Origin of the sequence: Novosphingobium bradum (genome assembly GCF_042646485.1) — a bacterium.
GTDB classification, from domain to species: domain Bacteria; phylum Pseudomonadota; class Alphaproteobacteria; order Sphingomonadales; family Sphingomonadaceae; genus Novosphingobium; species Novosphingobium bradum.
Window position 1 is genome coordinate 198,193 of record NZ_JBHRTQ010000001.1, and the last position, 22,660, is coordinate 220,852.

General features: G+C 69.3%; 20 protein-coding genes. 9 read left to right on the forward strand and 11 right to left on the reverse strand.

Going from position 1 to position 22,660, the window contains the following annotated elements; genetic code table 11:
- The first annotated feature begins 194 nt into the window (after positions 1-194).
- Genes ACFOD9_RS00885 through ACFOD9_RS00895 form a run of 3 tightly spaced genes read left to right on the forward strand, consistent with a single transcriptional unit; the run spans position 195 to position 3,603 of the window.
- Entirely contained in the window at positions 195-1,760 is a 1,566-nt protein-coding gene (locus tag ACFOD9_RS00885; RefSeq protein ID WP_379508195.1) for an acyl-CoA synthetase, read from the forward strand.
- Between the two features lie 19 nt (positions 1,761-1,779).
- Positions 1,780-2,637: a MaoC/PaaZ C-terminal domain-containing protein gene (locus ACFOD9_RS00890; RefSeq protein WP_379508196.1), complete on the forward strand. Its 858-nt coding sequence runs from the start codon at positions 1,780-1,782 to the stop codon at positions 2,635-2,637.
- Between the two features lie 39 nt (positions 2,638-2,676).
- Positions 2,677-3,603: an SDR family NAD(P)-dependent oxidoreductase gene (locus ACFOD9_RS00895; RefSeq protein ID WP_379508197.1), complete on the forward strand. Its 927-nt coding sequence runs from the start codon at positions 2,677-2,679 to the stop codon at positions 3,601-3,603.
- Positions 3,604-3,763: 160 nt separating this feature from the next.
- Here the strand turns inward: ACFOD9_RS00895 and ACFOD9_RS00900 are convergent, their stop codons facing one another.
- The 5 genes from ACFOD9_RS00900 to ACFOD9_RS00920 all read right to left on the reverse strand — a co-directional run bounded on the left by ACFOD9_RS00900 (position 3,764) and on the right by ACFOD9_RS00920 (position 9,617).
- Positions 3,764-5,011, reverse strand: coding sequence for an acyl-CoA dehydrogenase family protein (locus tag ACFOD9_RS00900; RefSeq protein ID WP_379508198.1), 1,248 nt, complete (start codon positions 5,009-5,011; stop codon positions 3,764-3,766).
- A 7-nt stretch (positions 5,012-5,018) separates the two neighbouring features.
- On the reverse strand, positions 5,019-6,161 hold the full coding sequence (locus ACFOD9_RS00905; RefSeq protein WP_379508199.1) for an acyl-CoA dehydrogenase family protein: 1,143 nt from the start codon (positions 6,159-6,161) through the stop codon (positions 5,019-5,021).
- Between the two features lie 114 nt (positions 6,162-6,275).
- Positions 6,276-7,595 carry an MFS transporter gene (locus tag ACFOD9_RS00910; RefSeq protein WP_379508200.1) on the reverse strand — a complete coding sequence of 440 codons (1,320 nt, stop codon included), beginning with the start codon at positions 7,593-7,595 and terminating at the stop codon, positions 6,276-6,278.
- Positions 7,596-7,671: 76 nt separating this feature from the next.
- Positions 7,672-8,454: an enoyl-CoA hydratase/isomerase family protein gene (locus ACFOD9_RS00915; protein ID WP_379508201.1), complete on the reverse strand. Its 783-nt coding sequence runs from the start codon at positions 8,452-8,454 to the stop codon at positions 7,672-7,674.
- The gene (locus ACFOD9_RS00920; protein WP_379508202.1) at positions 8,451-9,617 is read right to left on the reverse strand and encodes an acyl-CoA dehydrogenase family protein; all 1,167 of its coding nucleotides are present in this window, start codon (positions 9,615-9,617) and stop codon (positions 8,451-8,453) included. The genes ACFOD9_RS00915 and ACFOD9_RS00920 overlap by 4 nt, the downstream gene beginning before the upstream one ends.
- Positions 9,618-9,734: 117 nt before the next feature.
- On the opposite strand from ACFOD9_RS00920, the gene ACFOD9_RS00925 reads away from it, so the two are divergent.
- From ACFOD9_RS00925 to ACFOD9_RS00940, 4 genes are read left to right on the forward strand one after another with little or no spacing between them, the layout of a single operon-like run.
- Entirely contained in the window at positions 9,735-10,487 is a 753-nt protein-coding gene (locus ACFOD9_RS00925) for an IclR family transcriptional regulator (protein WP_379508203.1), read from the forward strand.
- Entirely contained in the window at positions 10,484-11,710 is a 1,227-nt protein-coding gene (locus ACFOD9_RS00930; protein ID WP_379508204.1) for a CaiB/BaiF CoA transferase family protein, read from the forward strand. The genes ACFOD9_RS00925 and ACFOD9_RS00930 overlap by 4 nt, the downstream gene beginning before the upstream one ends.
- The gene (locus ACFOD9_RS00935; RefSeq protein ID WP_379508205.1) at positions 11,707-12,459 is read left to right on the forward strand and encodes a thioesterase family protein; all 753 of its coding nucleotides are present in this window, start codon (positions 11,707-11,709) and stop codon (positions 12,457-12,459) included. Before ACFOD9_RS00930 ends, ACFOD9_RS00935 begins: the two co-directional genes overlap by 4 nt.
- Before the next feature lie 50 nt (positions 12,460-12,509).
- Positions 12,510-13,586, forward strand: a complete 1,077-nt coding sequence (locus ACFOD9_RS00940) for a zinc-binding dehydrogenase (protein WP_379508206.1) — start codon at positions 12,510-12,512, stop codon at positions 13,584-13,586.
- A 109-nt stretch (positions 13,587-13,695) separates the two neighbouring features.
- Here the strand turns inward: ACFOD9_RS00940 and ACFOD9_RS00945 are convergent, their stop codons facing one another.
- The gene (locus ACFOD9_RS00945) at positions 13,696-14,904 is read right to left on the reverse strand and encodes an amidohydrolase family protein (protein WP_379508207.1); all 1,209 of its coding nucleotides are present in this window, start codon (positions 14,902-14,904) and stop codon (positions 13,696-13,698) included.
- Between the two features lie 107 nt (positions 14,905-15,011).
- Positions 15,012-16,055 (reverse strand): AraC family transcriptional regulator, encoded by a 1,044-nt coding sequence (locus ACFOD9_RS00950; protein WP_379508208.1) that lies wholly within the window; start codon positions 16,053-16,055, stop codon positions 15,012-15,014.
- 168 nt (positions 16,056-16,223) lie between these two features.
- On the opposite strand from ACFOD9_RS00950, the gene ACFOD9_RS00955 reads away from it, so the two are divergent.
- Together ACFOD9_RS00955 and ACFOD9_RS00960 are read left to right on the forward strand one after the other, a co-directional pair.
- The gene (locus ACFOD9_RS00955) at positions 16,224-17,981 is read left to right on the forward strand and encodes a class I adenylate-forming enzyme family protein (protein WP_379508209.1); all 1,758 of its coding nucleotides are present in this window, start codon (positions 16,224-16,226) and stop codon (positions 17,979-17,981) included.
- A gap of 26 nt (positions 17,982-18,007) precedes the next feature.
- Positions 18,008-19,117 (forward strand): hypothetical protein, encoded by a 1,110-nt coding sequence (locus tag ACFOD9_RS00960; protein WP_379508210.1) that lies wholly within the window; start codon positions 18,008-18,010, stop codon positions 19,115-19,117.
- 68 nt (positions 19,118-19,185) lie between these two features.
- Here the strand turns inward: ACFOD9_RS00960 and ACFOD9_RS00965 are convergent, their stop codons facing one another.
- From ACFOD9_RS00965 to ACFOD9_RS00980, 4 genes are all read right to left on the reverse strand, one after another.
- On the reverse strand, positions 19,186-19,947 hold the full coding sequence (locus tag ACFOD9_RS00965) for a tyrosine-protein phosphatase (protein ID WP_379508251.1): 762 nt from the start codon (positions 19,945-19,947) through the stop codon (positions 19,186-19,188).
- 28 nt (positions 19,948-19,975) lie between these two features.
- The gene (locus ACFOD9_RS00970) at positions 19,976-20,779 is read right to left on the reverse strand and encodes an SDR family NAD(P)-dependent oxidoreductase (protein ID WP_379508211.1); all 804 of its coding nucleotides are present in this window, start codon (positions 20,777-20,779) and stop codon (positions 19,976-19,978) included.
- Positions 20,780-20,915: 136 nt separating this feature from the next.
- Positions 20,916-21,728 carry an enoyl-CoA hydratase gene (locus ACFOD9_RS00975; protein WP_379508212.1) on the reverse strand — a complete coding sequence of 271 codons (813 nt, stop codon included), beginning with the start codon at positions 21,726-21,728 and terminating at the stop codon, positions 20,916-20,918.
- Positions 21,728-22,564: an enoyl-CoA hydratase gene (locus ACFOD9_RS00980; protein ID WP_379508213.1), complete on the reverse strand. Its 837-nt coding sequence runs from the start codon at positions 22,562-22,564 to the stop codon at positions 21,728-21,730. The genes ACFOD9_RS00975 and ACFOD9_RS00980 overlap by 1 nt, the downstream gene beginning before the upstream one ends.
- Positions 22,565-22,660 lie beyond the last annotated feature (96 nt).

The following is a 22,660-nucleotide window of genomic DNA, read 5'->3' on the forward strand; positions in this document are numbered from 1 at the left end:
CGCGGCCTTTTTCGTGCCCGGTGCCGGCGATATCCTGCAAGGTATCGCCGAGTTCAAATTTGATAGTGGATGCCCATCGGCGGGGCGGCTAGCCTTGCGCCCGCCCGGTTGGCCGGCGTCGGCACCCATGCGGCGCGCCAGCCACCTCGAAGGCGCCAGGATCAAGGCGCCGCGCGCGGGCAGGGAGGGCTTTCGTGTACCCCGGATACTTTGCCCAGGTTCAGCCCGACAAGCTCGCCGCGATCATGCCGAGCACCGGCGAGACGCTGACCTACCGCGAGCTGGACCAGCGCTCCAACCAGCTGGCCCGCCTGCTGCGCGCCCATGGCCTGGGCCTGGGCGATCACGTGGCGGCCTATCTCGAGAACAGCCTCGCCTGCTTCGAGGTCTACTGGGCCTGTATGCGTTCGGGCCTCTACCTCACCATGGTCAACCGCCACCTGCCCGCGGCGGAGGCGGCCTATATCGTCCAGGATTGCGGCGCGCGCGCGCTGATCGTCTCGGGCGCGCTCGAAGGCTCGGCCGATCTCGTGGCCCGCTCGCCGGGCTGCGGTGTCGCGCTGGCGGTGGGCGGCCCGGTGGCCGGCTGCGACGACTATCGCGCGCTCGTTTCCGCCCAGTCGCCCGAGCCGCTGGCCGACGAACGCACGGGCCTGCTCATGCTCTATTCCTCGGGCACCACCGGCAAGCCCAAGGGCATCCTGCGCCCCCTGCCCGAAGGCGCGCCGGGCCAGCCCTCGGTCCATCTCACCGCGCGGATGGAACGGATGGGCTTCGCGCCCGACACCGTGTTCCTGTCCACCGCGCCGCTCTATCACGCCGCCCCGCTCGGCTATGCCGCGACGACCCTGCAGGCCGGCGGCACGGTGGTGGTGATGGACCGCTTCGATGCCGAAACGGCGCTGCGGCTGATCGAGGAATACCGCGTCACCCACAGCCAGTGGGTGCCGACCATGTTCATCCGGATGCTCAAGCTGCCGGACGAGGTGCGCGCCCGCTATGACCTGTCGAGCCACCGCTATGCCATCCATGCCGCCGCGCCCTGCCCGATGGAGGTCAAGCGGCAGATGATCGCCTGGTGGGGGCCGATCGTGAACGAATACTATTCGGCCAGCGAAGGGATCGGCGCGGCGCTGATCAGCAGCGCGGAATGGCTGGAGCATCCCGGCTCGGTCGGCCAGGCGATGACCGGCCGGTTCCACATCTGCGCCGAGGACGGGCGTGAGCTGCCGCCGGGCGAGCCGGGCCTGATCTATGGCGAAGTGCCCCCGGGCACCGCCTTTGCCTATCACGGCGATGCCGAACGCACCCGGGGCGCCCACCATCCGGTGGAGGAGAACTGGCTCTCGGTGGGCGATGTCGGCTACCTCGATGCCGATGGCTATCTCTACCTCACCGATCGCAAGGCCTTCACCATCGTCTCGGGCGGGGTCAACATCTACCCCCAGCAGATCGAGGACGTGCTCGCGCTGCACCCGGCCATTGCCGACGTGGCGGTGATCGGGGTGCCCGATGCCGACATGGGCGAGGTGGTCAAGGCCGTGGTCGAACCGGCGCCGGGCCAGGTGCCGTCGCCGGAACTCGCGCAGGCCATCATGGACTTCGTGCGCGAGCGGCTGGGCCGCCAGCTCACCCCGCGTTCGGTCGATTTCGTCGACAGTCTCCCGAGGTTGCCCACCGGCAAGCTCTACAAGCAGAAGCTGCGCGAGCAGTACTGGGGCGCCGCCGCGCCGACCACCAGCCTCGCCGCCCGGCTCTGAATTCGCAAAAGGAAATCCCATGCCCTTCAAGTACGACGATCTCATCTCCAACCGGCTCGAGGACTGGAGCTACACCTACGGCGACAAGGACGTGCTGCTCTACAACCTGGGCATCGGCATGGGCCGGGCCGAGCGCGAGGAGGAGCTGCCCTTCGTGTTCGAGGAGCCGGAACTCAAGGTCGTCCCCAGCTTCGCCGCGCTGATCGCCCAGCAGGGCGCCCGGGTGATCGGCGGCGCCGGGATCACCGTCGCGCGCATCCTCCACGGCGAGGAACGCCTCGCGCTCTACCGCCCGCTGCCCTCTGCCGGCGAGGTGCGGCTCAACAGCTGGATCTCCGAGATCGTCGACAAGGGGCCGGAAAAGGGCGCCCTCATCACCGTGTCGTCCGAAGGCCGCATGGCCGGCGAGGACAGCGCGGCCTTCCGGGTCGATCACCTGATCTTCGCCCGCGCCGATGGCGGCTGCGGCGGCCCGGCCAAGTCCACCTTCGTGCCGCACCAGTTGCCCGAGCGCGAACCCGACATGGTGTATGAAGCCCGCACCCGCACCGACGACGCCCTGCTCTATCGCCTCAACGGCGATCGCAATCCGCTTCATGCCCACCCGGCGGCGGCGAAGCGCGGCGGGTTCGACCGGCCTATCCTCCACGGGATGTGCACCTACGGGATCAGCTGCCGCTCGGTGCTCGATGCGGTCTGCGGGCTTGATCCGACCCGGATGAAGAGCTTCGACGCGCGCTTCACCTCGCCGATTTTCCCCGGGGAAACTTTGCACACCGACATCTGGATCGATGGCGACATCGTTTCCTTCCGCAGCCGCGTCGCCGCGCGCGGGATCGTCGCGCTCAACAACGGGCGTTGCCAGATCGGCGCCTGATTCATCCCATTATCATCATTCGCACAACAGGAGGCCTTCATGGCAGAATCTGACAAGCCCGTCGCCATCGTTACCGGCGCCGCCCGCGGCATCGGCCGCTCCCACGCCCTCGCGCTGGCCCAGGCCGGCTATGCGGTGGTCGTCAACGACCTCGGCGGCGAAGGCAACGGCACCGGCGCCGACCTGACCCCGGCCGAGGAAGTGGTGGCCGAGATCAAGGCCATGGGCGGCACGGCGATCGTCGACGGCTCGGACGTGTCCAACTGGGAAGCGGCCGGCGGGATCGTCCGCAAGGCGATCGACACCTTCGGCCGGCTCGATGCGCTGGTGAACAATGCCGGCGTGCTGCGCGACCGGATGCTGGCCAACATGACCGAGGCGGACTGGGACATCGCGCTCAACGTCAACCTCAAGGGTTCGGCGGCGATGATGCACCATGCCGCGGCCTGGTGGCGCGATCGGTCGAAGGAAACCGGCGCTCCGGTCAACGCCGCGGTGGTCAACACCACTTCCGGTTCGAGTATGTATTACACCCCGGGCCAGACCAATTACAGCGCGGCCAAGGCCGGCGTCACCGCGCTGACCATCATCGCCTCGCGCGAGCTGGCGCGCTACGGCGTGCGGGTCAACGCCATCGCCCCGATCGCCGCCACCCGGCTGACCGCCGGCGTGATGCCGGCCGGCGGCGAGGAGCGCCTGAACCCGGCCAAGGTCTCGCCGCTGGTGGTCTACCTGCTCAGCCCCGAGGCCACGGTGACCGGCCGTGCCTTCCATGTCGGCGCCGATGGCTTCTTCGTCTACGATACCCCGCGTCCGCTGGCCGGGCGCAAGGCCGAAGGCGGCGACTGGACCACGGCCGACATCGCCCGGGTCATGCCCGCGGTGCTCGAAGGCCTGCCCGAACCCGCGACCTCGGCGGCCACGCTGGGCTTCATGAACACGGTCCCGGTCGAACAGCTGGGCTGACCCGAACGGGGCGGACTGACCTCCTCCCCCTTGCGGGGGAGGCTGGGTGGGGGCGTGCGGCGGCGCCGTGACGCGCGGCCTTCGGCCCCGCTCCCCCACCCCCCGGCCCCTCCCCGCCGGGGAGGGGAGCCGGGCGCGGCGTTCCGTCAAGCCGCCGCCTTCAGGGGCGGGGCTTGTTGGTGCGGACCTGGTTGAAGGGCACGTCGCGGCTGGGATCGGCTTCGCGCGGCAGGCCCAGGTGGCGCTCGGAGATCGAATTGAGCTGGGTTTCCAGCGTGCCGCCGCCGATCCGGTGAGTGGCGACGCGGGCCATGCCGACCGAGCGTTCCTCGTGCCCCGGGGTGTCGATCACGCCCAGCGGGCCGACCATGGCCGAAAGCAGGGCGCTGCGCCGGATGTTGCAGCGCGAGGTCATCAGGCTCGACAGCGCGCTGGCCGAAGGGGGCAGCGCCTTGTTGCGGACGCCCTGCGACACGCGCTTGACCGTGATCTTCTGGACCGCGTCGACCACGAAGGCCTCGCCCAGCAGTTGGCGGGCGGCGGGATCATCGAGCACCCCGGCCTCGCGGGCGAGGGTGACGTAATGGGACGACAGCGTGATCTCGGGGCTTTCGACCGCGAGGGCCACGCCTTCGTGCCACCCGCGCGACATTCCGCTGCGTTCGGCCTGGAGCTGGGTGGAGGCCACGGTCCACCCGCCGCCGACCGGGCCGAGCCGGTGCTTATCGGGCACCACGACATCGTCGAGGAATTCCTGGCAGAATTCGACCGTGCCGTTGAGCAGGGTGATCGGATTGATGTCCATGCCGGGCTGGCGCAGGTTCACCAGGAACATGGTGAGCCCGGCGTGCTTGGGCACGGCGGGATCGGTGCGGGCAAGGCAGATGCCATAGTCGGCATGGGTGGCGCCGGTGGTCCACACCTTGGACCCGGTGAGGCGCCATTCGTCGCCGTGCTGTTCCGCGCGGGTCAGGACGCCGGCCAGGTCGGAGCCGCCCGAGGGTTCGGACAGGAGCTGGCACCAGATGTGCTCGCCGCTGTACATTCCGCGCACGACCCACTGCTTCTGCTCTTCCGTGCCGTGGGCCAGCACCGTGGGAATGACCACGTTGAAGCCGATACCGAACTGCCAGGGCAGGCGGTAGGCGGTCGCTTCCTCGTAGAAGATGTCGGCATGGCGCTGCGACAGGCCGAGCCCGCCATATTCGCGCGGCAGGGTGATCGCGGCCAGGCCCGCATCCCACAGCGCGCGCTGGCTGCGCCGGTCGGTTGCCACGGTCTCGTCGTCCCAGACCATCTCGGTCTGGCCGGGGACGCGCGGGGGGAGCTGTTCGGCGAGAACGGCGCGGGCCTTCAGGCGGAAGGCCCGCTGCGCCTCGTCGTCGCGGACGGAGGTGTCCTGCGCCATGGTGGCCTTACAGCCCGGCGAGGCGGCAGAGCCGTTCGTGGTGGACCGGCGGCGCGCCCCACAGCGCCTCGTTGGAGACGGCGCGGCGCAGGTAGAAGTGGATGTCGTGCTCCCAGGTCATGCCGATGCCGCCGTGCAGTTGCAGGCAGTCGCGGATGATCTCGGTGCCCCAGCGGCCGCTCTGGCTCTTGGCGACCGAGACCGCGATCGCGGCATCGGCGGCGCCTTCATGGACCGCGCGGGCGGCGTGGGCGACGGCGGCCTTGGCGCCTTCGAGCTGGGTGGCATGATCGGCGACCCGGTGCTTGAGTGCCTGGAACGAGCCGATCGGCCGGCCGAAGGCCATGCGCTGCTTCATGTAATCGAGGGTGAATTCGAGCGCGCGGTCGGTCACGCCGACGGTTTCGGCGCTTTGCAGGACCAGGGCGAGCTGGAGCTGGCGCTCGACCATGGCGGCGGCTTCACCGGCCGTGCCGAGCAGGGCATCGGCGCCGAGGCGCACGCCGTCGAAGCGGACATCGGCCAGGCGACGGCCGAGATCGAGGGCGTTGCGCGGGGCCAGGGTGATCCCGGCGGTTCCGGCGGGGATGACGAACTGCGAGACGCCGGCCCCATTGTTGTTGGCGCCATCGACCGCGGTGACCAGCAGCAGGTCGGCATCGGCGGCATCCTGGACGAAGCCGGCGGTGCCATTCAGCACGAAGCCATCGCCATCGCGGGTGGCGATCACGCCGCCCGGTTCGATCCCGGCGCGCACGCCCGGGCCGGACAGGCACCAGGCGGCGACCGTTTCACCGGCGGCGAGGCCGGGGAGCAGCGCCTCGCGCTGGGCATCGCTGCCGGCCTGGGCGATGGCGAAGGCGGCAACGCAGGTGGGCAGCAGCGGGCCGGAAAAGACCACGCGGCCGGTTTCTTCCGCGATGATCGCGGCATCGAGCACGCCTTGCGCGCTTTCGGAAAAGCCGCCGAAGGCTTCGGGCACGAACAGCGCGACCCAGCCCTGCTCGGCACATTCGCGCCAGATGGCGCGATCGAGGCCCAACTTGTTGTCGGCGATCTTGCGAAGGGCGGTGACCGGCGAACGGTCTTCCAGAAACCGGCGGGTGGTGTCCTGCAGCATCCGCTGGTCGTCGGTGAGATCGATGTCCATGCTATCCTCGAAAGTGAATTCCGGCCCCGTCCGGGTGTTGGGGCGCGCCTACAACAGATTCCGCCGGGTGCCTAGCTGCCCCAAGGCGCCGGGGGCAAGCCCCGGCGGAGCGGGCTAGGCCGGGACAGGGCCGGAAAAGCCCGGTTCTTCGGCCTGGGCCAGGGGCTTGCGCCAGCGCGGCGGGGTGCCCAGCCGGATCAGCAGCAGCGCCGATATCGCGTTGCCGATCGTGCCGGCCACGATCACCGGGCTGTAGCTGCCGGCCAGGTCATAGGCGAGGCCCGAGAGCACCGGGCCGACCCCGGCGGCGAGCGAGACGAGGCCCGCCATCACCCCGAAGATCTTGCCGTAGTTTCGCAGGCCGCCATAGACCCCGGTGAGGTGGGCGCAGATCTGCAGCTTGGTGCCGCCGCCATAGCCGATGATCACCATCGAACCCACGATCAGCGCCGGCGTGCGGAACTGTTCGAGCAGGAAGACGAAGGCCAGCGCCGAGGTGGCCAGCGTGATCCCGCCGACGAGGCCGGCATCGAAGCGGTCGGTCAGCCAGCCGGTGACCAGCTTGCCGGCGATGGCCGCCAGCCCGCCAAGTCCGGCCAGCCAGGCCGCCGTGGCGCGATCGACGCCGACTTCGGTGAGGATCGGCACCTTGTGGACCAGCATGGCCGTGCTCAGGGTCATGGTGATGAGCGTGGCGAGGCCGATCCGCCACAGCGGCAGGCTGCGGACCGCCTGCGGGATGGACAGGCCATCGAGCGGGGCGGCGAGTTGGGCGGCGGGTGTCGCGGTTGCCGGGGTGGCGCCGCGCGCGGCGGCGGCCCTGGCCTTGCGGGTGCGATCGTGGGCGTCGAAGAACAGCAGCGCGACCAGCACCAGCACCGGCAGCGCCCAGACCAGGCCAAGCAGCAGGTAGGCCATGCGCCAGCCATGGGCGGCGATCAGGTAATGGGCCACGGGCGGGGCGACCGCCGAGGTGAACGAGGAGCCGGCCAGCGAGAGGGCCAGGGCCGAGCCGCGTGCCGCGGTGAAGGTGCCGGCGATGGCCGCCATCCACACTGTGGGACTGATCAGCAGGTTGGCGAGGCCGACCAGGCTCCACAGCAGGAACCATTCGCCCGACGAGCCGTGGGCCGTGCCCAGCAGGGCCAGCGAGGTGCCGGTGAGGACCACGCCGGGCAGGGCGATCCGCCGCGAGCCCCAGCGATCGACCAGCGCGCCGACCAGCGGGGAGAAGGGGACGACGAGCAGGCCGACCACGGTGATCCCCGCCGCGGCGAGGGTGCGGTTCCAGCCGAATTCGGCCTGGATCGGGGCGATGAACAGGCCCATCGAATTGACCGCGATGCTGGGGAGGGAAACCCCGGCGAAAGCGGCCAGGACCAGCGGCCAGTGCGCCCGCCATTCCGCGGCTCGTGCCGAACCAGCCTGCTGCATCCTTCTCTCCCGCTTGCCGGCGCTTCGCGCGCCTGGCTGGTGATCCCGCCCGGCGCCCGCGCGCCGGGGCGGTTCGTCAGCGGCCGGTGAACCGGCCGGGCCGCCGTTCGGCCACCGAGCGTACGCCCTCGGCGAAATCCTCGGTCTTGTTGAGCTGGCTCTGGATGGCGAATTCCATCGCCGTGCGTTCGCGGATTTCCGCGCCCAGATCGCCGCGCAGGGTCTTGCGGATCGCCATGATCGCCAACGGCCCGCCTTCGGCGATCTCGGTGGCAAGGGCGAGTGCGGCGGCACGCAGCTGGTCGGCGGGCACGCAGTCATCGGCCAGGCCCCAGGCCACGGCCTCGTCGCCCTTGATCCGCCGCCCGGTGAGCATCATCAGCGCCGCCTTCTGGTCGCCGATCAGCCTGGGCAGCATCATCGAGATGCCGAAGCCCGGGTGGAAGGCGAGCTTGACGAAGTTGGCGACGAAGCGCGCCTCGGGGCTGACCACGCGGAAATCGGCGGCCAGCACCAGCCCCAGCCCGGCGCCGACCGCGGCGCCCTGGACGGCGGCCACGATCGGCTTCTTCGTGGAATAGATGCGGATCGCCTCGCCATAGAGCGCGGGAATGCCGAGCGAATCCACCGCCGGCCCGTCGCTTTTCGCGGCGAAATCGGCGCCGGCGCAGAAGCTCTTGCCTTCGGCCTGGAGAACGATGGCGCGCACCTGGGGATCGGCGTCGGCCTCGTCGAAGGCATCGGCCAGATCGCGCATGAACTCGACCGAGACGAAATTGTGGGGCGCCCGGTCGATCGTGACAACCGCCACGTTGCCGGCCATCGCCACCCCGACATGATCGCCATAGGCCGCCTTCATGCGCGGGTGCCGAGCAGGTTGCGGGCGATCACCCACTTGTGGATTTCCGTGGCGCCATCGTAGATCCGCGCGTTACGCAGCTTCTGGGCCATCAGCTGGAGCGGCATTTCCTTGGTCATGCCCATGGCGCCGAAGGCCTGCATCACCCGGTCGACCGTTTCGTAGGCCATTTCGCTGGCATACCACTTGATCATCGAGATCTCGTTGCGGACGTCCATGCCCTGATCGAGCTTCCACGCGCAGTGGTAGGTCATCAGGCGGGCGGCCTGGATCTTGGTGGCGGCTTCCGAAATCCAGAACTGGATCGCCTGGCGTTCCGACAGGGGCTTGCCGAAGGTGGTGCGCTGGGGCGCATAGTCGATCAGCATATCGAGCGCGCGCTGGGCCATGCCCACCGACCAGGCCGCGATCTCGCAGCGGCGGGTGCCCAGGCGCGTCTGCATCGGCGCGAAGCCCTGGCCTTCCTTGCCGAGCAGCTTCCAGCCTTCGACCCGGCAATCTTCCAGCACGACCTCATAGGTGGTGTTGCCGGCGATCATCGGGATCTTGCGAAGGACGTTGTAGCCCGGCGTGCCCTTGTCGACCAGGAAGGCCGAGATGCCGCCGCGCGCGCCCTTGGCCGGATCGGTGACCGCCATGACGATGGTGAAATCGGCATCCGGCGCCTTGCTGATCCAGATCTTGCGGCCGTTGAGCACCCAATCGTCGCCATCGCGGACGGCGCGGGTCTTCATCGCGGCGGGATCGGAGCCGGCGCCCGGCTCGGAAATGCCCATGGCCGAGACGGTCTTGCCCGCGACATAGGGGGCCAGGTAGGCCTCGCGCTGCCGCTCGGTCACGGTCTGCATCATCATCCGCAGGTTCGGGCTGTCGGGCGGGAGGATGTACTGGACGACCGAGTGGCCGAGCGCTTCCTGCACGCCGACCATGGCCACGGCCGGCAGATCGAGCCCGCCGACATCTTCGGGCGCATCGAGGCCGTAGAGGCCCAGTTCCTTGGCGCGTTCATTGAGGCGCAGCAGATCGGCCTCGGGCAGGCCCGCCGGGCCGCCGCTGGCTTCGCGCGCGAGCACGATCGGTTCGAGCGGAACCAGCTCGTCCTTGACGAAGCGTTCGACCAGTTCCTTGAGCATCCGGTGCTCGTCGCTGAGCGCGAAATCCATGGCGCAATCCCCAAGACCATTGACCAAAGCCCGTGGGTTAGCCCACTGAGGGTTTCATGCCTATATGTGAATTTTCTTTTCACATATGTGGGCCGCGATGGTGAACCTGGAGTGGGCGTGAGCGAAGGCGTCAAATCGGCGGTGCGAACCCTGGCGATTCTCGACGCCTTTGATCGTGAGCGCCGTCCGCTGGCGCTCAAGGACATCACCGAGATGCTGGGCTATCCCGCATCGAGCGCCAGCGCCATAGTCAAGTCCTTGGTGGACCTGGGTTATCTGGCCTACGACCGGGCCGGGCGGACCTATCTGCCGACCATGCGGGTGGCCCTGCTCGGGCGGTGGGCCGAGGAGGCCTGGTTCGGCAAGGTCCACTTCGCCCACCCGATGGAAGCCCTGCACGAGCAGACCGGCGAGGCGGTGATTCTCGCCGCGCAGAGCGACCTGCACGCGCAGTATCTCCACATCGTCTATTCCGACGAGCCGCTGCAGTTCCGCGCCGAGCCGGGGCTCAAGCGTTCGCTGGTGCGCTCGGGCGTGGGCTGGGCCTTGCTCGCCGCCCAGCCTGACGCCGAGATCCTGCGCCTGCGCGAGCGGATCGATGCCTACGGGATCGACCGGATCGGCGAGGCCGAGCTGATGGACCGCATCCACGAAACCCGCGCGCTCGGTTATGCCTTTTCCCGGCACACCATGTCCGAGGGGGTGGGCCTGATCGCCATGACCCTGCCCCAGGCGCCCTTCGGCCGCCCGCTGGCGCTGGCCGTGGCCGGCTATGTTTCGCGCCTGGAGCGCAACGAATCCGCGATCGTCGCCCAGTTGCGGCGCACGATCGCCCTTTTGTCCGAATCCATCGATGGAGAATGCCCATGACCACACCGGCAACGAATCGACCGGCCACGATTGACTCCCGCCCGACCGGCCCGCTGGCCGGCATCCGCATCCTTGACATGACCAGCGTGGTGAATGGCGCCTATGCCACCTCGCTGCTGGCCGACCAGGGGGCCGAGGTGATCAAGGTGGAAGATCCGGCGCGCGCGGGCGCGGCCGGCGGCGACGTGATGCGCCAGACCGGCATCCAGCCCGAGGGCGTGGAGAACATGGGCGTGATCTTCCTGGGCATCAATCGCAACAAGCGCTCGGTGGTGCTCAACCTGCGTAACCCCGACGATCTCGCCGCGCTCAAGCGGCTGATCGCCACCTGCGATGCCTTCGTCGCCTCGGTGCGCTACGAAGGGCTGAAGCGGCTGGGCCTGTCCTACGAGGACGTGCGCGAGCTGAAGCCCGATATCGTCTATGCCCATGCCGCCGGCTTCGGCGCGGAAGGTCCCTATGCCGGCGATCCGGCTTATGACGACCTGATCCAGGCCGCCACGGGCCTGGCCGACGTGCTGCCGCGCACCAACCCCGGCATGGAGCCGCACCTGTTGCCCACGCTGGCCGCCGACAAGGTCTCGGGCCTGTTCATGTCGCAGGCGCTCACTGCCGCCCTGCTGCACCGCGCCCGCACCGGCGAGGGGCAGTTCGTGGAGGTGCCGATGTTCGAATGCATCACCGCCTTCACCATGGTCGAGCATCTCTACAACCACACCTACGATCCGCCGACCGGCGACTATGGCTATCCGCGCGTGATCAATCCCTACCGCAAGCCGTTCAAGACCAGGGACGGCTACATCGGCCTGCTGCCCTACAACGACACCCAGTGGCGCCAGTTCTTCGAGACCGCCGGCTATGGCCCCGAATTCGCCGAGGACCCGCGCTTCGCCGACTTTGCCGCGCGCAACCAGAACATCCAGGAGCTCTATGCCCTGGTCGAGAAGGCCGCGGCGACCAAGACCACGCAGGAATGGCTCGACCTGCTGCGCCCGATGTCGATCCCGGTGATGAAGATGAACCGGCTGGAAGACCTGGAAAGCGATCCGCACCTTGCCGCGGTGGGGATGTTCCGGCGCTACGAGCATCCGGACGTGGGCGGCTACAATATGCTCAAGCCGCCGGTGAAGTTCTCGCGCACGCCGGCCAACATCTACCGCCACGCGCCCGGCCTTGGCGAACACAACGCCGAGGTCCTGGCCGAAGCGGAGCCGGCCGAATGAGCGAGCGGCCCAGCGCCTTCTACAGCCGCGACGGGGAGCGGTTCGTCCCCACCGGGCTGGGGGTCAGCCCGTGGAATCCCAAGGCCCAGCTTGGCGTGGCCCTGGCGGGCCTGGTCGGGCAGACCATCGATGCCGTGCCCACGATCACCCCGATGATCACCGCGCGCCTGACGATCGACATCCTCGGCGCGATCCCGCTGGAGCCGCTGACGACCGAGGTGCGGGTGCTGCGCGAGGGCAAGCGGATGCAGACGCTGGAAGTGCGCCTGCTGACCGGCGACAAGCCGGTGGTCCACGCCACCACGCTGCGCCTGCGCCAGGGCAGCTCGCCCGAGGCGCCGCCGCCGCTGGCCCATTCGCTGCCCGGCGCGGGCGCCGATGTCGATCCGCAGCCGTGGTTCGATTCGGTGCGGCTGGTGGGCGACTACCACACCCCCGGACCCGGCTCGACCTGGACCCGGTTCACCGCCGAGGTGATCGCGGGCGAGCCGCTTTCCCCGATGGCGCGCATGGCGATGATCGCCGACTATTCGGCCGGCACCGCGCCGCTGCTGCCGCTGCGCGAGTGGACCCTCGCCAACCTTGATATCGCGGTCTACATGACTCGCGAGCCGGTGGGCGACTGGCTGCTGGTCGAGGCCGAAAGCGAAGGCACCGGGACCGGGATCGGCATCAGCCGGGGCCGGATCGGCGATGAGCGGGGGATGTTCGGCACCTCGTTGCAGACGGTCTTTCTCGACCGGCGCTGAACCAGGCCGGCCGGGATCGGAAGTCCGGCCCGGAACACGGGAGAGCGAGGATGAAGGCAGTTGTCCGGCGGGGCGCCGCGCTGATCGAGGCCGATTGCGCCGATCCGGTGCCGGGCATGGGGCAGGTGCTGGTCGCCACCCATGCCTGCGGGATCTGCGGCTCGGACCTCCACGCGCTCAAGGGGCTGGACGAATCGGTCAAGCGCAGTGGCAACGCCAGCAGCGGCACGATCGACCCCAGCCGCGACATGATCATGGGCCACGAGTTCTGCGGCGAGATCCTTGATCACGGGCCGGGCTGCACCCATGGGCTGAAGGCGGGCACGCGGGTGGTTTCGGTGCCCTATGCCTATGGCCCGAACGGGCAGGAGCTGGTGGGCTTTTCCAACCGCTTTCCCGGCGGCTTCGGCGAGAAGATGCTGCTGACCGAGCGGACCCTGCTGGAAGTGCCCAACGGGCTTTCCTCCGAGCACGCCGCGCTCACCGAGCCGATGGCCGTGGGCGCCCATGCCGCGGGCAAGGCCGATCCGGCGACGCGCCCGGTGGCGCTGGTGATCGGCTGCGGGCCGGTGGGGCTGGCGGTGATCGCCTCGCTCAAGGCGCGCGGGATCGGGCCGGTGATCGCGGCCGACTATTCCGCCGCGCGGCGCGAGCTGGCGGCGCGGGTGGGGGCCGACGTGGTGGTCGATCCGGGCACGTCTTCGCCGCATGACCTGTGGGATCGGTTCGACGTTCCCGCCACCCTGGCTGCGGCCACCGAGGCGGAACTGGCCGGGCGCGACACGCGCCGCGCGGTGATCTTCGAATGCGTGGGCGCCAAGGGGCTGATCCAGGGGATTATCGAGCAGGCGCCACCCCATTCGCAACTGGTGCTGGTGGGCACCTGCGCCCACCCCGACACGATCGTGCCGGTGATGGCGCTTCGCAAGCAGCTGCGGTTCGATTTCGTCTATGCCTATACGCCGGACGAATTTGCCGAAACGCTGCACCGGATCGCGGAAGGGCAGATCGATGTCGCGCCCTTCGTGAGCAAGGTGGTGGGCCGTTCGGACCTGGCCGCCGCCTTTGACGAGCTGGCCTCGCCGGGCGCCCTGGTCAAGATCCTGGTCGATCCGCGCCGGGCCTGATCCGGGCCTGATCCGGGCCTGATCCGGGCCTGATCCGGTCTGGGCCTGAGCCACGAAAAAGGGGCGCCGGATCGAATCCGGCGCCCCCTTTGCCTGCCCTGGCGGCAGATCAGCTGGCGGCGGGCGCCTGGCTGAGATCCATGCGGTAGAGCTTTTCCGCGTTCTGGCCGAAGATCTTCGCGGCCGACTGCGGATCGAGCTGTTCCAGCGTGGTCTGGTGGTAGCCGATCGGATCGGGATAGAGGCAGGTCGGGTGCGGCCAGTCGGTCATGAACAAGACGTTCTCGGCGCCGACCCGGCGGACCGCATCGAGGGTGCCTTCGCGCTCGGCCCAGTAGCACACGTAGAAGTGCTTGCGGAACGTGTCGAAGATCGACGCCTCGCGGCCGCCCATGTTCTCGTCCCAGTGGAACTGGAGGTTTTCGAGCATATAGGGCACCCAGCCCAGGCCGCTTTCCACCGAGGTGAACTTGAGTCCGGGGTGGCGCTTGAAGATGTCGGACACCAGCAGGTTGAGCATGGTGATCATGTTCGGCGCGAACAGCATGGCGCCGCTGACCGCATACTTTTCATAGCCGGTGTGGCTCGGCCAGACGTCGGACACTTCCCAGCCATCGGCGCCCTGCGAGAAGCCGACATGGAAGTTGACCGGCAGGCCGCGATCCTCGCACAGCTCCCACAGCGGCGCCCAGTAGTCGGTGGCGAGATCGGGCAGGCCGTGGTGCTGCGGGTTGGCGTGGATGTTGATCCCGCGCAGGCCCATGTCGGAGGCGCGCACCGCTTCGGCCACGGCCTTCTTCACGTCCCACCACGGCAGCATGGCCATCGGGTAGACGCGGTTCTTCGAGATGGCCTGCATCTCGGCCATGGCGTCGTTCTGGATCTGGATCGACATCTCGCGCAGCACTTCATCGACCTGGAGCGCCTTGCCGCCGCCGAAGCCGAGCAGGTTGGTATAGGCGACCTGGGCGGCGATGCCCTCGCGGTCGAGATAGGCGACGCGTTCGTGCACGTCGTAGGCGCCGGGGGTGACGTCTTCGAGCGGGTGGTCGAAGAATTCGAGGCCCGGCAGCTTCGAGCCATCCTTCATGATCGAGGAATAGCCATAGTTCTTGGCCAGCTCGTAATCGCCCATCATCCAGCGCATCACGCCATCGACGACCTTGCGCTGGGGCATCCGGTCCTTGAAGGCGGCCGGCGCGCGCGAGGTCCACAGGTCGGGCCATTCGGTGATGTGGGTGTCGGCATCGACGACCTTGACGCCCTTGAGCAGTTCGCGGGCGGTCTTGCGTTCCTTGAGTTTGACTACGTTTTCCATCGTCCTGCTCCCAGGGTTTGTTGCCATTGGGGGCATGATCGCTCCGCCCGGCCCGGCGCGCCAGTCCAGAATCGGACAACAACGATCAGCGAAACCTGCCAGCGGGCCTATTCGGCATCGTCCCTGGCCTCGCCTTTGCCCTTGGTCTCGCCCAGCACCTGCGAGCGCAGTTCGCGCGGGCTGATCCCCTGGCTGAGGCGCAGCGCGCGCGACAGGGCATTCGGTTCGGCGAAGCCGGCGGCGATCGAGGCCTCGGACTGGGTCACCTGCCGGTCGACCAGCATATGCCGGGCAATCTCCATCCGCACCTCGGCCTTGAGCGCGCGAAAGCCGATGCCTTCCTCGCGCAGCCGCCGCCGCACGGTCTGGCTGCTGACCCCGAATTCGGTGGCCAGTTCCTCGATGGTGAGCGGCGGGTTGCCCTTGGCCATTTCCACGTGGAGGAGGTTGCGGACCAGTTGCTGCCAGGTGCGGCTGACCAGCCCGGGCTTGCCGAAATAGCCGGGGGTGGAGGGCTTCAGCCGGTCCCCCTCGCCGGGGAGGCGGATGATCCGCCGATCAAGCAGGGCGCGGGCGAAGACCAGCCGCCCGGCATCGGACTGGAAGATGCAGTTGCTGCCGAACATGGCGGCATAGTCGGTATAGTCGGCCTCCAGCGGGTGGGCGAATTCGGTGCGTTCCAGCCAGATCTCCGAGCCGATCAGCCATTGCATCAGCTTGTGCCACGAGATCATCGTCCAGTCCGACAGGATCAGGCCGGGATCGCGCGGGCTGGCGGCCTCGCGGAAGGTGATCACGGCGCGCTCGCCCTCTTCCGCGAGATCGAAGGCGATCGCCCTGGTGGCCATCCGCATGAAGCGCAGGCCCATGGTGATCGCCTCGCGCAGGGTCGCGCAGCGGGTGCCCAGCTCGATCAAGAAATTGGAGGCGCCCGGCGCGCAGGGGCCGGCGCCAAGTCCCATGTATTCGTCGTCGGCAAGCTGGCGCAGGTGATCGATGAAATCCAGCACCGTGCGGTTGGTCCACTGGTCGAGCGGGGCCAGGAAGGCGCCCGTGGCCTTGGCCGCGTCGTCAGCCTGGACCGCCCCGGCCACCCCGACTGCTGCGCGCAGCCTGGGCACGAGCCGGGCCAGCAACGGATCGATCGTCATGTGTTCGCTCCACTCCCCCAGGCGGTTCTGCGCGGTTTGCCCTGCCCTGTCAGCATTTTTTGCGCGCAGGCCGGCGGCGATACATCGTCCCGGCGAACAAGCGGGGCGGATTGCTTGCCGCGGGCCGCGCGCCCTGTAGCATCCGGCGCGGGGCAAGAGGAGTGGCCGGTGCACGTCTACCAGAGCAGTTTTCCCGTTCCAGCCGCGCTGGTCGCCCCGGGAACGCCCTACGAGATGGAGATCCGGCGCTTTCGCGGGCACGAGCAGATCATGTTCCGCCACGCGCCCACCACGCTCAACGCGCTGCTGGGCGAGGCCATCGCCAGCCACCGCGCCATGCCCGACGAGCGGATGACCGAGCTGGACGGCGCGGTGACCACCTTTGCCCGGTTCGAGGCCCAGGCCGCCGCGCTGTGCGCCAGCCTGCGCGGCAGGCTGGGCATCGGCCCCGGCGATCATGTCGCCGTGGTCATGGCCAACCGGGCGGAATGGATGATCGCCTTCTTCGCGGTGCTGGCGGCCGGCGGGGTGCCGGTGCTGGTCAACAGCCGCGGCGCGGGCGAGGAGATGCGCCGGGCGATGGACCTGGTGGGCTGCGCCGCCGCGATCTGCGACGGCGAACGGCTTGCGCGGCTGGGCGAGGCGGGCGGGGTGCCCTGTCCGGTGGTCCTGCTCGATGGCACGGCGCAAGGCGCGCTGGATTTTGCCGCGGCGGCCGCGCCCGTGGCCGGGCTGCGGCTCGACTTCGCCCCGCGCCAGCCGGAAGATGCGGCGCTGGTCATGTTCTCGTCGGGCACCACGGGCTTTCCCAAGGGGGTGGTCCACAGCCAGGGCGGCATGGCCCATTCGCTGACCCTGGGGTTCCTGGCGAACGAGGCCTTCGATGCGCTCTATGAAAGCCAGTTCGGGCAGAGCCCCTATGCCGGCCTTGCCACCGACCGGCCGGCCAACGTGCTGTCCAGCCCGCTGTTCCACGTGGCCGGGGTGCTGCCCTATCTTCGCAGCATCGTGAAAGGCCTGCCCACGATCCTGGTGTCGAAGTGGAACGTCGACCAGGTGTTCGACATCCTCGAGCGCGAGGACGTGGTGCGGCTCGGGCTGGTGCCGACCATGGTGTTCGACCTGCTGGCCTCGCCGCGCTCGGCCAGCGGGGTGCTGGGCAAGCTGCGGTTCTTCGCCAGCGGCACGGCGGCGCTTTCGCCCGCCGTGGCCGCCGCCCTGCGCGCGGCCCTGCCCAATTGCCTGATGCTCAACACCTATGGCCAGAGCGAGACGATGGAGCGCGCGGCCTCGTTCGGCGGGCTGGAGTTCGAGCGCAACCTCGGCGCGGTGGGCCGGGTCATGCCCACCCTCGCCATCCGCATCCTGACCGATGCGGGCGAGGATGCCGCGCCGGGCGAGCGGGGCGAGATCGCGGTCTATGGCGCCAGCACGATGAACGGCTACATCAACGATCCCGCCGCCACCGCCGCCACGATCCGCGACGGCTGGGTGCTGAGCGGGGATATCGGCTATTTCGATCCCGCCGGCCTGCTCCACGTGGTCGACCGCAAGAAGAACATGGTCATTTCCGGCGGCGAGAACATCTATTGCGCCGAGGTGGAGCGGGTGCTGGCCGATCATCCGCAAGTGGCCGAGGCGATCGCCTTTGGCGAACCCGATGCGCGGCTGGGCGAGAAACTGGTCGCGGTCTGCGTGGTCAGGCCTGGCGCGACGGTTGATGAGCAGGCGCTCAAGGACCATTGCCGGGCGCACCTGGCGATCTACAAGGTGCCCCGCGCGATCGGCTTCACCCATGCGCCCCTGCCGCGCAATGCCACCGGCAAGGTCGCCAAGGGCGTGTTCCTGGAAGGCTGGCGCGGCGGGGCCGGGCGGGCAGGGCAACCACAAGATCAACCACAAGATCAACCGATGCAGGGGAGCTGAGCATGGCGTGGCGCTGGATATGTCTGATGGTTCTGGGGCTGGCCGCGATGCCGGCCAGTGCGGCAACGGCCCCGGTGGGCACGAGCGGCGCGGCCACGGTTGAGGCCTGCGGCGAGAGCCTGCCCGCGCCCGGCAAGCCGGCCGGGCCGGTCAAGGCGCTGTGCGGGTTCAACCTGCCCGAGGACATGGCCATGACCCCGGACGGGCGCCACGTGCTGGTGGGCGATCTCGGCATGGTGCTCACCCCCACCGGCGTGAAGATGCCTGACCGGCCGACCGACATCGCCGTGCTCGATACCACCACCGACAAGGTCGGCAAGCTGGTGCGGACCTTCGACAAGGGGCCGAACTGGGGCGATCCGGCCTGTCCGGCGCGGGGGCCGGATGACAAGTTCCTGGTCATCGGGCTGAGCGTGGGCCAGCGCGCGCACGGCGTGGTGCAACTGCTCGTGGTCAACCCGATGGGCGGCGAGCACGTCGAATTCTACGAGCTGCAGCGCGCGGGCGGCGGCGGGCTGAGCGCGGCCTGGCGCGGCTGCGTGATGGCTCCGGCCGATGGCACGGTCGATGCGGTCAGCCCCATGCCGGACGGCGGCTTCGTCGCCTCGGTGATCTGCGCCAAGAGCCTGGGCGGCACCGCGCCGTGCACCCGGGCCGGGCTCGCCGGCGGCAACACCGGCTGGCTGCTGGCCTGGTCGCCGGGCGGCGCGGTGCGGCGCCTGGCCAATTCCGACGCGGCGCTCAACAATGGGCTGGTGGCCTCGGCCGATGGCCGCGAGGTCTACATGGTGGCGACCGGGACCAATGCCCTGCGGGTCTATTCGCTGCGCCAGCAGCGCTACGTGCGCGACATTGCGCTGGGCTTCCGGGCCGACAATGCCCACCCCGGCCCGGGCGGCACGGTGCTGACCGGGGGGACCATCGCCGGCAACCTGTGCCTCGGGCTGCGGGCCAAGGGCTGCGTCAACCAGTCGCGCGTGGCCTCGGTCAACCCGCGCAGCGGGCGGGTGACGATCCTGTTCTCGGCCGGCGACGGGCTGCTTTCGGGGACGACCGCCGGGCTGATCGCCGGGCGCAGCCTCTATGTTTCGTCGCTGTCCGATCCGTTCCTGCTGAAGGCGCGGCTGCGGCGGTGATGGCCCAGCCCGCCGGGATTATTGGCTTGCCGTGATTTGCGAGCCAGATGGTTCCATCTGGCTCGCAATCACTCCAGCAGGTGCGCCCGCACCCGGGCCAGCGCCGCGTCGCCGATGTCGAGCCGCCGGGCGAGGTAGCCGCCGATCCCGCCGTAGCGGTCATCCAGCACGGCAAAGGCGGTTTCAAGATAGGCTGGCTCGGCCGCGAGCATCGGGTCCCACACGGTCGGATCGGCCTTGGGGCTGGGCTTGCGCGCCCAGCGGATGCGGGTCTTGTCGAAGGCGTTGGTCAGGAGATAATCGTCGAGGATCGCGGCGCGCGGCGTGCCCAGGGCTTCGAGCAGCAGGGCCGTGGCCACTCCGGTGCGATCCTTGCCCGCCGTGCAATGATAGAGCAGCGGGGTTTCCTGTTCGGCGAGGCTGCGGAAGATCGTGGCGAAGGAGGCCGCGTGGGTTTCGAGAAAGCCCTGGTAGAGGCTGACCATGTAGGCGCGCACATTGGCCGGGCTGTCGAAACTGAAGCGCGCCCGGGCGCTGGCGAGATCACCGGCCTCGGCGGCGGTTGCCTGGAAGCGGTAGTCCCGGCAGCGCAGATCGAGCCAGGGGGCGGGGACCAGTTCGCGCTCCTGCGCGCCGCGCAGGTCCACCACCGTGGTCAGGCCCAGGTCGGCGAGCGAGCGGTGGTGGGCCGGATCGTCGACCGCCGGGATCGCCGCGCGGTAGACCATGCCCCGCCGCAGGCGCCTGGCGCCGCCCTCGGCGGGCAGCCCGCCGAGATCGCGCAGGTTGGCGGCCTGGCCGAGATCGACCGGCTGCGGGCCGGCTCCCATGGTCACCACGCGCCTTCGCCCGCCGTGCCTAGAGGGCGCTGCTGTAGCCGCCGTCGACCGGGTAGACCTGGCCGGTGGTCCACGAGCTGGCGTCCGAGCAGAGCAGCAGGGCGGTGCCGGCGATATCCTCGGGCAGGCCGGTGCGGCGGATGGTGTAATGGGTCATCTGCGCCTTGTAGCGATCGGAGGCGAGATAGGCTTCGAGCTGTTCCGGGTTCATCGGCGGGCGCATCGAGGAGATGGCGATCGAATTGGCGGTGATGCCGAAACGCGCCGTATCGGCCGCGATCCCGCGCATCAGCCCCGCCGCCGCCGCCTTGGCCGCCGCATAGGCCGCCTGGCGCCCTTCGATGGTGCGCCCGGCATCCGACACGATGGTCAGGATGCGGCCATAGCGCTGTTCGACCATGGCCGGCAGGACCGCGTGCGAGCAGTTCATCACGCCGAAGGTGTTGACGTGGAAGAAGCGGCTCCATTCGGCCGGATCGGTTTCCCAGAACAGCGGCATTTCGCGCGGGAACCCGTCAGGCCCGCCATTGCCGGCATTGTTGACCAGGATCGAGATGGTGCCCAGTTCCGCCGTGGCGGCGGCCACGCCCGCGCGCACCTGTTCAAGGTCGCCGACATCGCCGACCATCGGCATGGCCCTGACGCCAAGCGCGCGGATTTCCTCGGCCACGGCCTCGGCGCGGTCGGCGTAGAAATCGTTCACCACCACGCCGCCGGCGCCGCTGCCGGCCAGCGCGAGGGCGATCCCCCGGCCAACGCCCTGGCCCGCGCCCGTGACCATGGCCACCCGGCCCTTGAGGTTGAACAGATCAGCCGAATTCATGCGCGTGTCCTCGTGATGGTGCCCTGCCCGGGCCGTGGTATGCCGGAGCCTGTGGCATGGCCGGCGCGGCGCCACCAGAGGGGCCGCGCCGCGCATCGCCGAGGCGATGCGCGGCGCGCCGGTTGATCCGGTCGGCTCAGTAGCCGCGGAAGTTGGGGCTGCGCTTTTCCATGAAGGCGCGGCCGGCTTCCTTGCCATCGTGGCTGAGGCTCGCCCGCGCGTTGGACAGGCCTTCCTGGGCCATCGTGTCCTCAAGGCTGGCGGTTTCGGCCAGGTTGAGGTTGCGCTTGATCCCGGCATAGGCCAGCCCCGGCCCCCGCGCGAACTTGAGCGCGAGCGCGCGCACTTCTTCGTCCAGCGCATCGTCGGGCACGACCCGGCTGGCCAGGCCCATGGCCAGCGCGCGCTCGGCCGGGATCTTTTCATCGAGCAGCAGCAGCTCGCGGGCGCGGGCCGGGCCAACCAGCTTGGTGAGGAAATAGGCGCCGCCCGGATCGCCGCAGCGCCCGGCGCTGGCGAACGCGGTCTTGAACACCGCGGTTTCCGACGCGATCCGCAGGTCGCAGGCCGCCGCCAGCAGCAGGCCGCTGCCGGCCGCCGGCCCGCGCACGGCGGCGATGGTCGGCTTGGGCATCCGGTGCAGCAGGACCGGGATCTGGGCATCCTCGATCAGGCGGGCGGCAAGCTGTTCCGGCTCCCAGAAGATCGGGTCGTTCATCCACCTGGCGGTGATCGGATCAGGCTCGCCGCCGCCGCCCGACAGGTCGGCCCCGGCGCAGAAGCCCCGGCCCGCGCCGGCCAGGACCACCGCCTTGACGCCCGGATCGCGGGTGCAATCGACCAGCGCCTTGTGGAGGTCGGCGATCAGCGCCTGCGTCAGCGTGTTGAGCCGCTCGGGCCGGTTGAGGGTGAGGGTGCGAACGCCCTCCTCGTCGGTGATCAGCAGCATCAGGCCTTGTCCGCCTTCTGGCTTGCCGCCTTGATCGCGTTGTGATCGACGAGGATCATCGACCCGCTTTGGGCATAGGCCGAGGCATGGCCCATCTGGTGGATGTCGAACACCGACTGGATCGCGGCATACTGGCCGATGATGTCCATCGTGTGGTTGACCGCGCGCTTGGCCATGGCCAGCGCATGGGGGTGCATTTTGGCGATCTGGAGCGCCATGGCACGGGCCTCGGCATCAAGATCGGCGAGCGGGACCACCTTGTTGACCATGCCGCGCTTCTCGGCTTCCAGCGCGCTCACCGGCTGGGCGGTGAACAGCATTTCCTTGGCCTTGCGCGGCCCCAGTTCCCAGGTGTGGCCGTGGTATTCCACGCCGCCGATGCCCATCATCACCACCGGATCGGAAAAGCGCGCATTGTCGGCGGCGATGATGATGTCGCAGGGCCAGACCAGCAGCAGGCCGCCGGCGATGCAGGCGCCCTGGACCGCCGCGATCGACGGCTTGGGAATGTCGCGCCAGCGCCGCGAGAAGCCGAGGTAGTGCTTGGCCTCCCACTTGTAGAGTTCGAGCAGGCCGGTTTCCTTGATGCAGCCGCCGACCTTGGCCAGTTCGGGGGTGCGGGTCTCGGGCGAGCCGGAGGTATCGTGGCCGGCGGAGAAGTGCTTGCCTTCGCCGCGCAGCAGGATGACGCGCACGTTATCGTCGGCGGCGGCATCTTCCCAGGCCTGGTTGAGTTCTTCCAGCAGCGGCTGGTGCTGCGCGTTGGCGCGATCGGGGCGGTTGAGCGTGATCGTGGCGACGCCGTCGGCGACATCGTAGAGAATGTATTCGGGCACCTTCAAATCTCCTGTCTCTCCCGCGAGGGGGGGCGGTTGCTTGTTCCGATTCCGGATCGCCCGGGCCGCGCGGCGCGATGGCCGGCCGGCGCCCGG

Coding starts and splice junctions, on each gene's coding strand:
- ACFOD9_RS00975 (WP_379508212.1), bottom strand. CDS start 21,728: ATGCTGCTGATCACCGACGAGGAGGGCGTTCGCACCCTCACCCTCAAC.
- ACFOD9_RS00945 (WP_379508207.1), bottom strand. CDS start 14,904: ATGGAAAACGTAGTCAAACTCAAGGAACGCAAGACCGCCCGCGAACTG.
- ACFOD9_RS00970 (WP_379508211.1), bottom strand. CDS start 20,779: ATGAATTCGGCTGATCTGTTCAACCTCAAGGGCCGGGTGGCCATGGTC.
- ACFOD9_RS00905 (WP_379508199.1), bottom strand. CDS start 6,161: ATGGACATCGATCTCACCGACGACCAGCGGATGCTGCAGGACACCACC.
- ACFOD9_RS00890 (WP_379508196.1), top strand. CDS start 1,780: ATGCCCTTCAAGTACGACGATCTCATCTCCAACCGGCTCGAGGACTGG.
- ACFOD9_RS00950 (WP_379508208.1), bottom strand. CDS start 16,055: ATGACGATCGATCCGTTGCTGGCCCGGCTCGTGCCCAGGCTGCGCGCA.
- ACFOD9_RS00910 (WP_379508200.1), bottom strand. CDS start 7,595: ATGCAGCAGGCTGGTTCGGCACGAGCCGCGGAATGGCGGGCGCACTGG.
- ACFOD9_RS00915 (WP_379508201.1), bottom strand. CDS start 8,454: ATGAAGGCGGCCTATGGCGATCATGTCGGGGTGGCGATGGCCGGCAAC.
- ACFOD9_RS00920 (WP_379508202.1), bottom strand. CDS start 9,617: ATGGATTTCGCGCTCAGCGACGAGCACCGGATGCTCAAGGAACTGGTC.
- ACFOD9_RS00965 (WP_379508251.1), bottom strand. CDS start 19,947: ATGGGAGCCGGCCCGCAGCCGGTCGATCTCGGCCAGGCCGCCAACCTG.
- ACFOD9_RS00900 (WP_379508198.1), bottom strand. CDS start 5,011: ATGGCGCAGGACACCTCCGTCCGCGACGACGAGGCGCAGCGGGCCTTC.
- ACFOD9_RS00940 (WP_379508206.1), top strand. CDS start 12,510: ATGAAGGCAGTTGTCCGGCGGGGCGCCGCGCTGATCGAGGCCGATTGC.
- ACFOD9_RS00895 (WP_379508197.1), top strand. CDS start 2,677: ATGGCAGAATCTGACAAGCCCGTCGCCATCGTTACCGGCGCCGCCCGC.
- ACFOD9_RS00960 (WP_379508210.1), top strand. CDS start 18,008: ATGGTTCTGGGGCTGGCCGCGATGCCGGCCAGTGCGGCAACGGCCCCG.
- ACFOD9_RS00935 (WP_379508205.1), top strand. CDS start 11,707: ATGAGCGAGCGGCCCAGCGCCTTCTACAGCCGCGACGGGGAGCGGTTC.
- ACFOD9_RS00930 (WP_379508204.1), top strand. CDS start 10,484: ATGACCACACCGGCAACGAATCGACCGGCCACGATTGACTCCCGCCCG.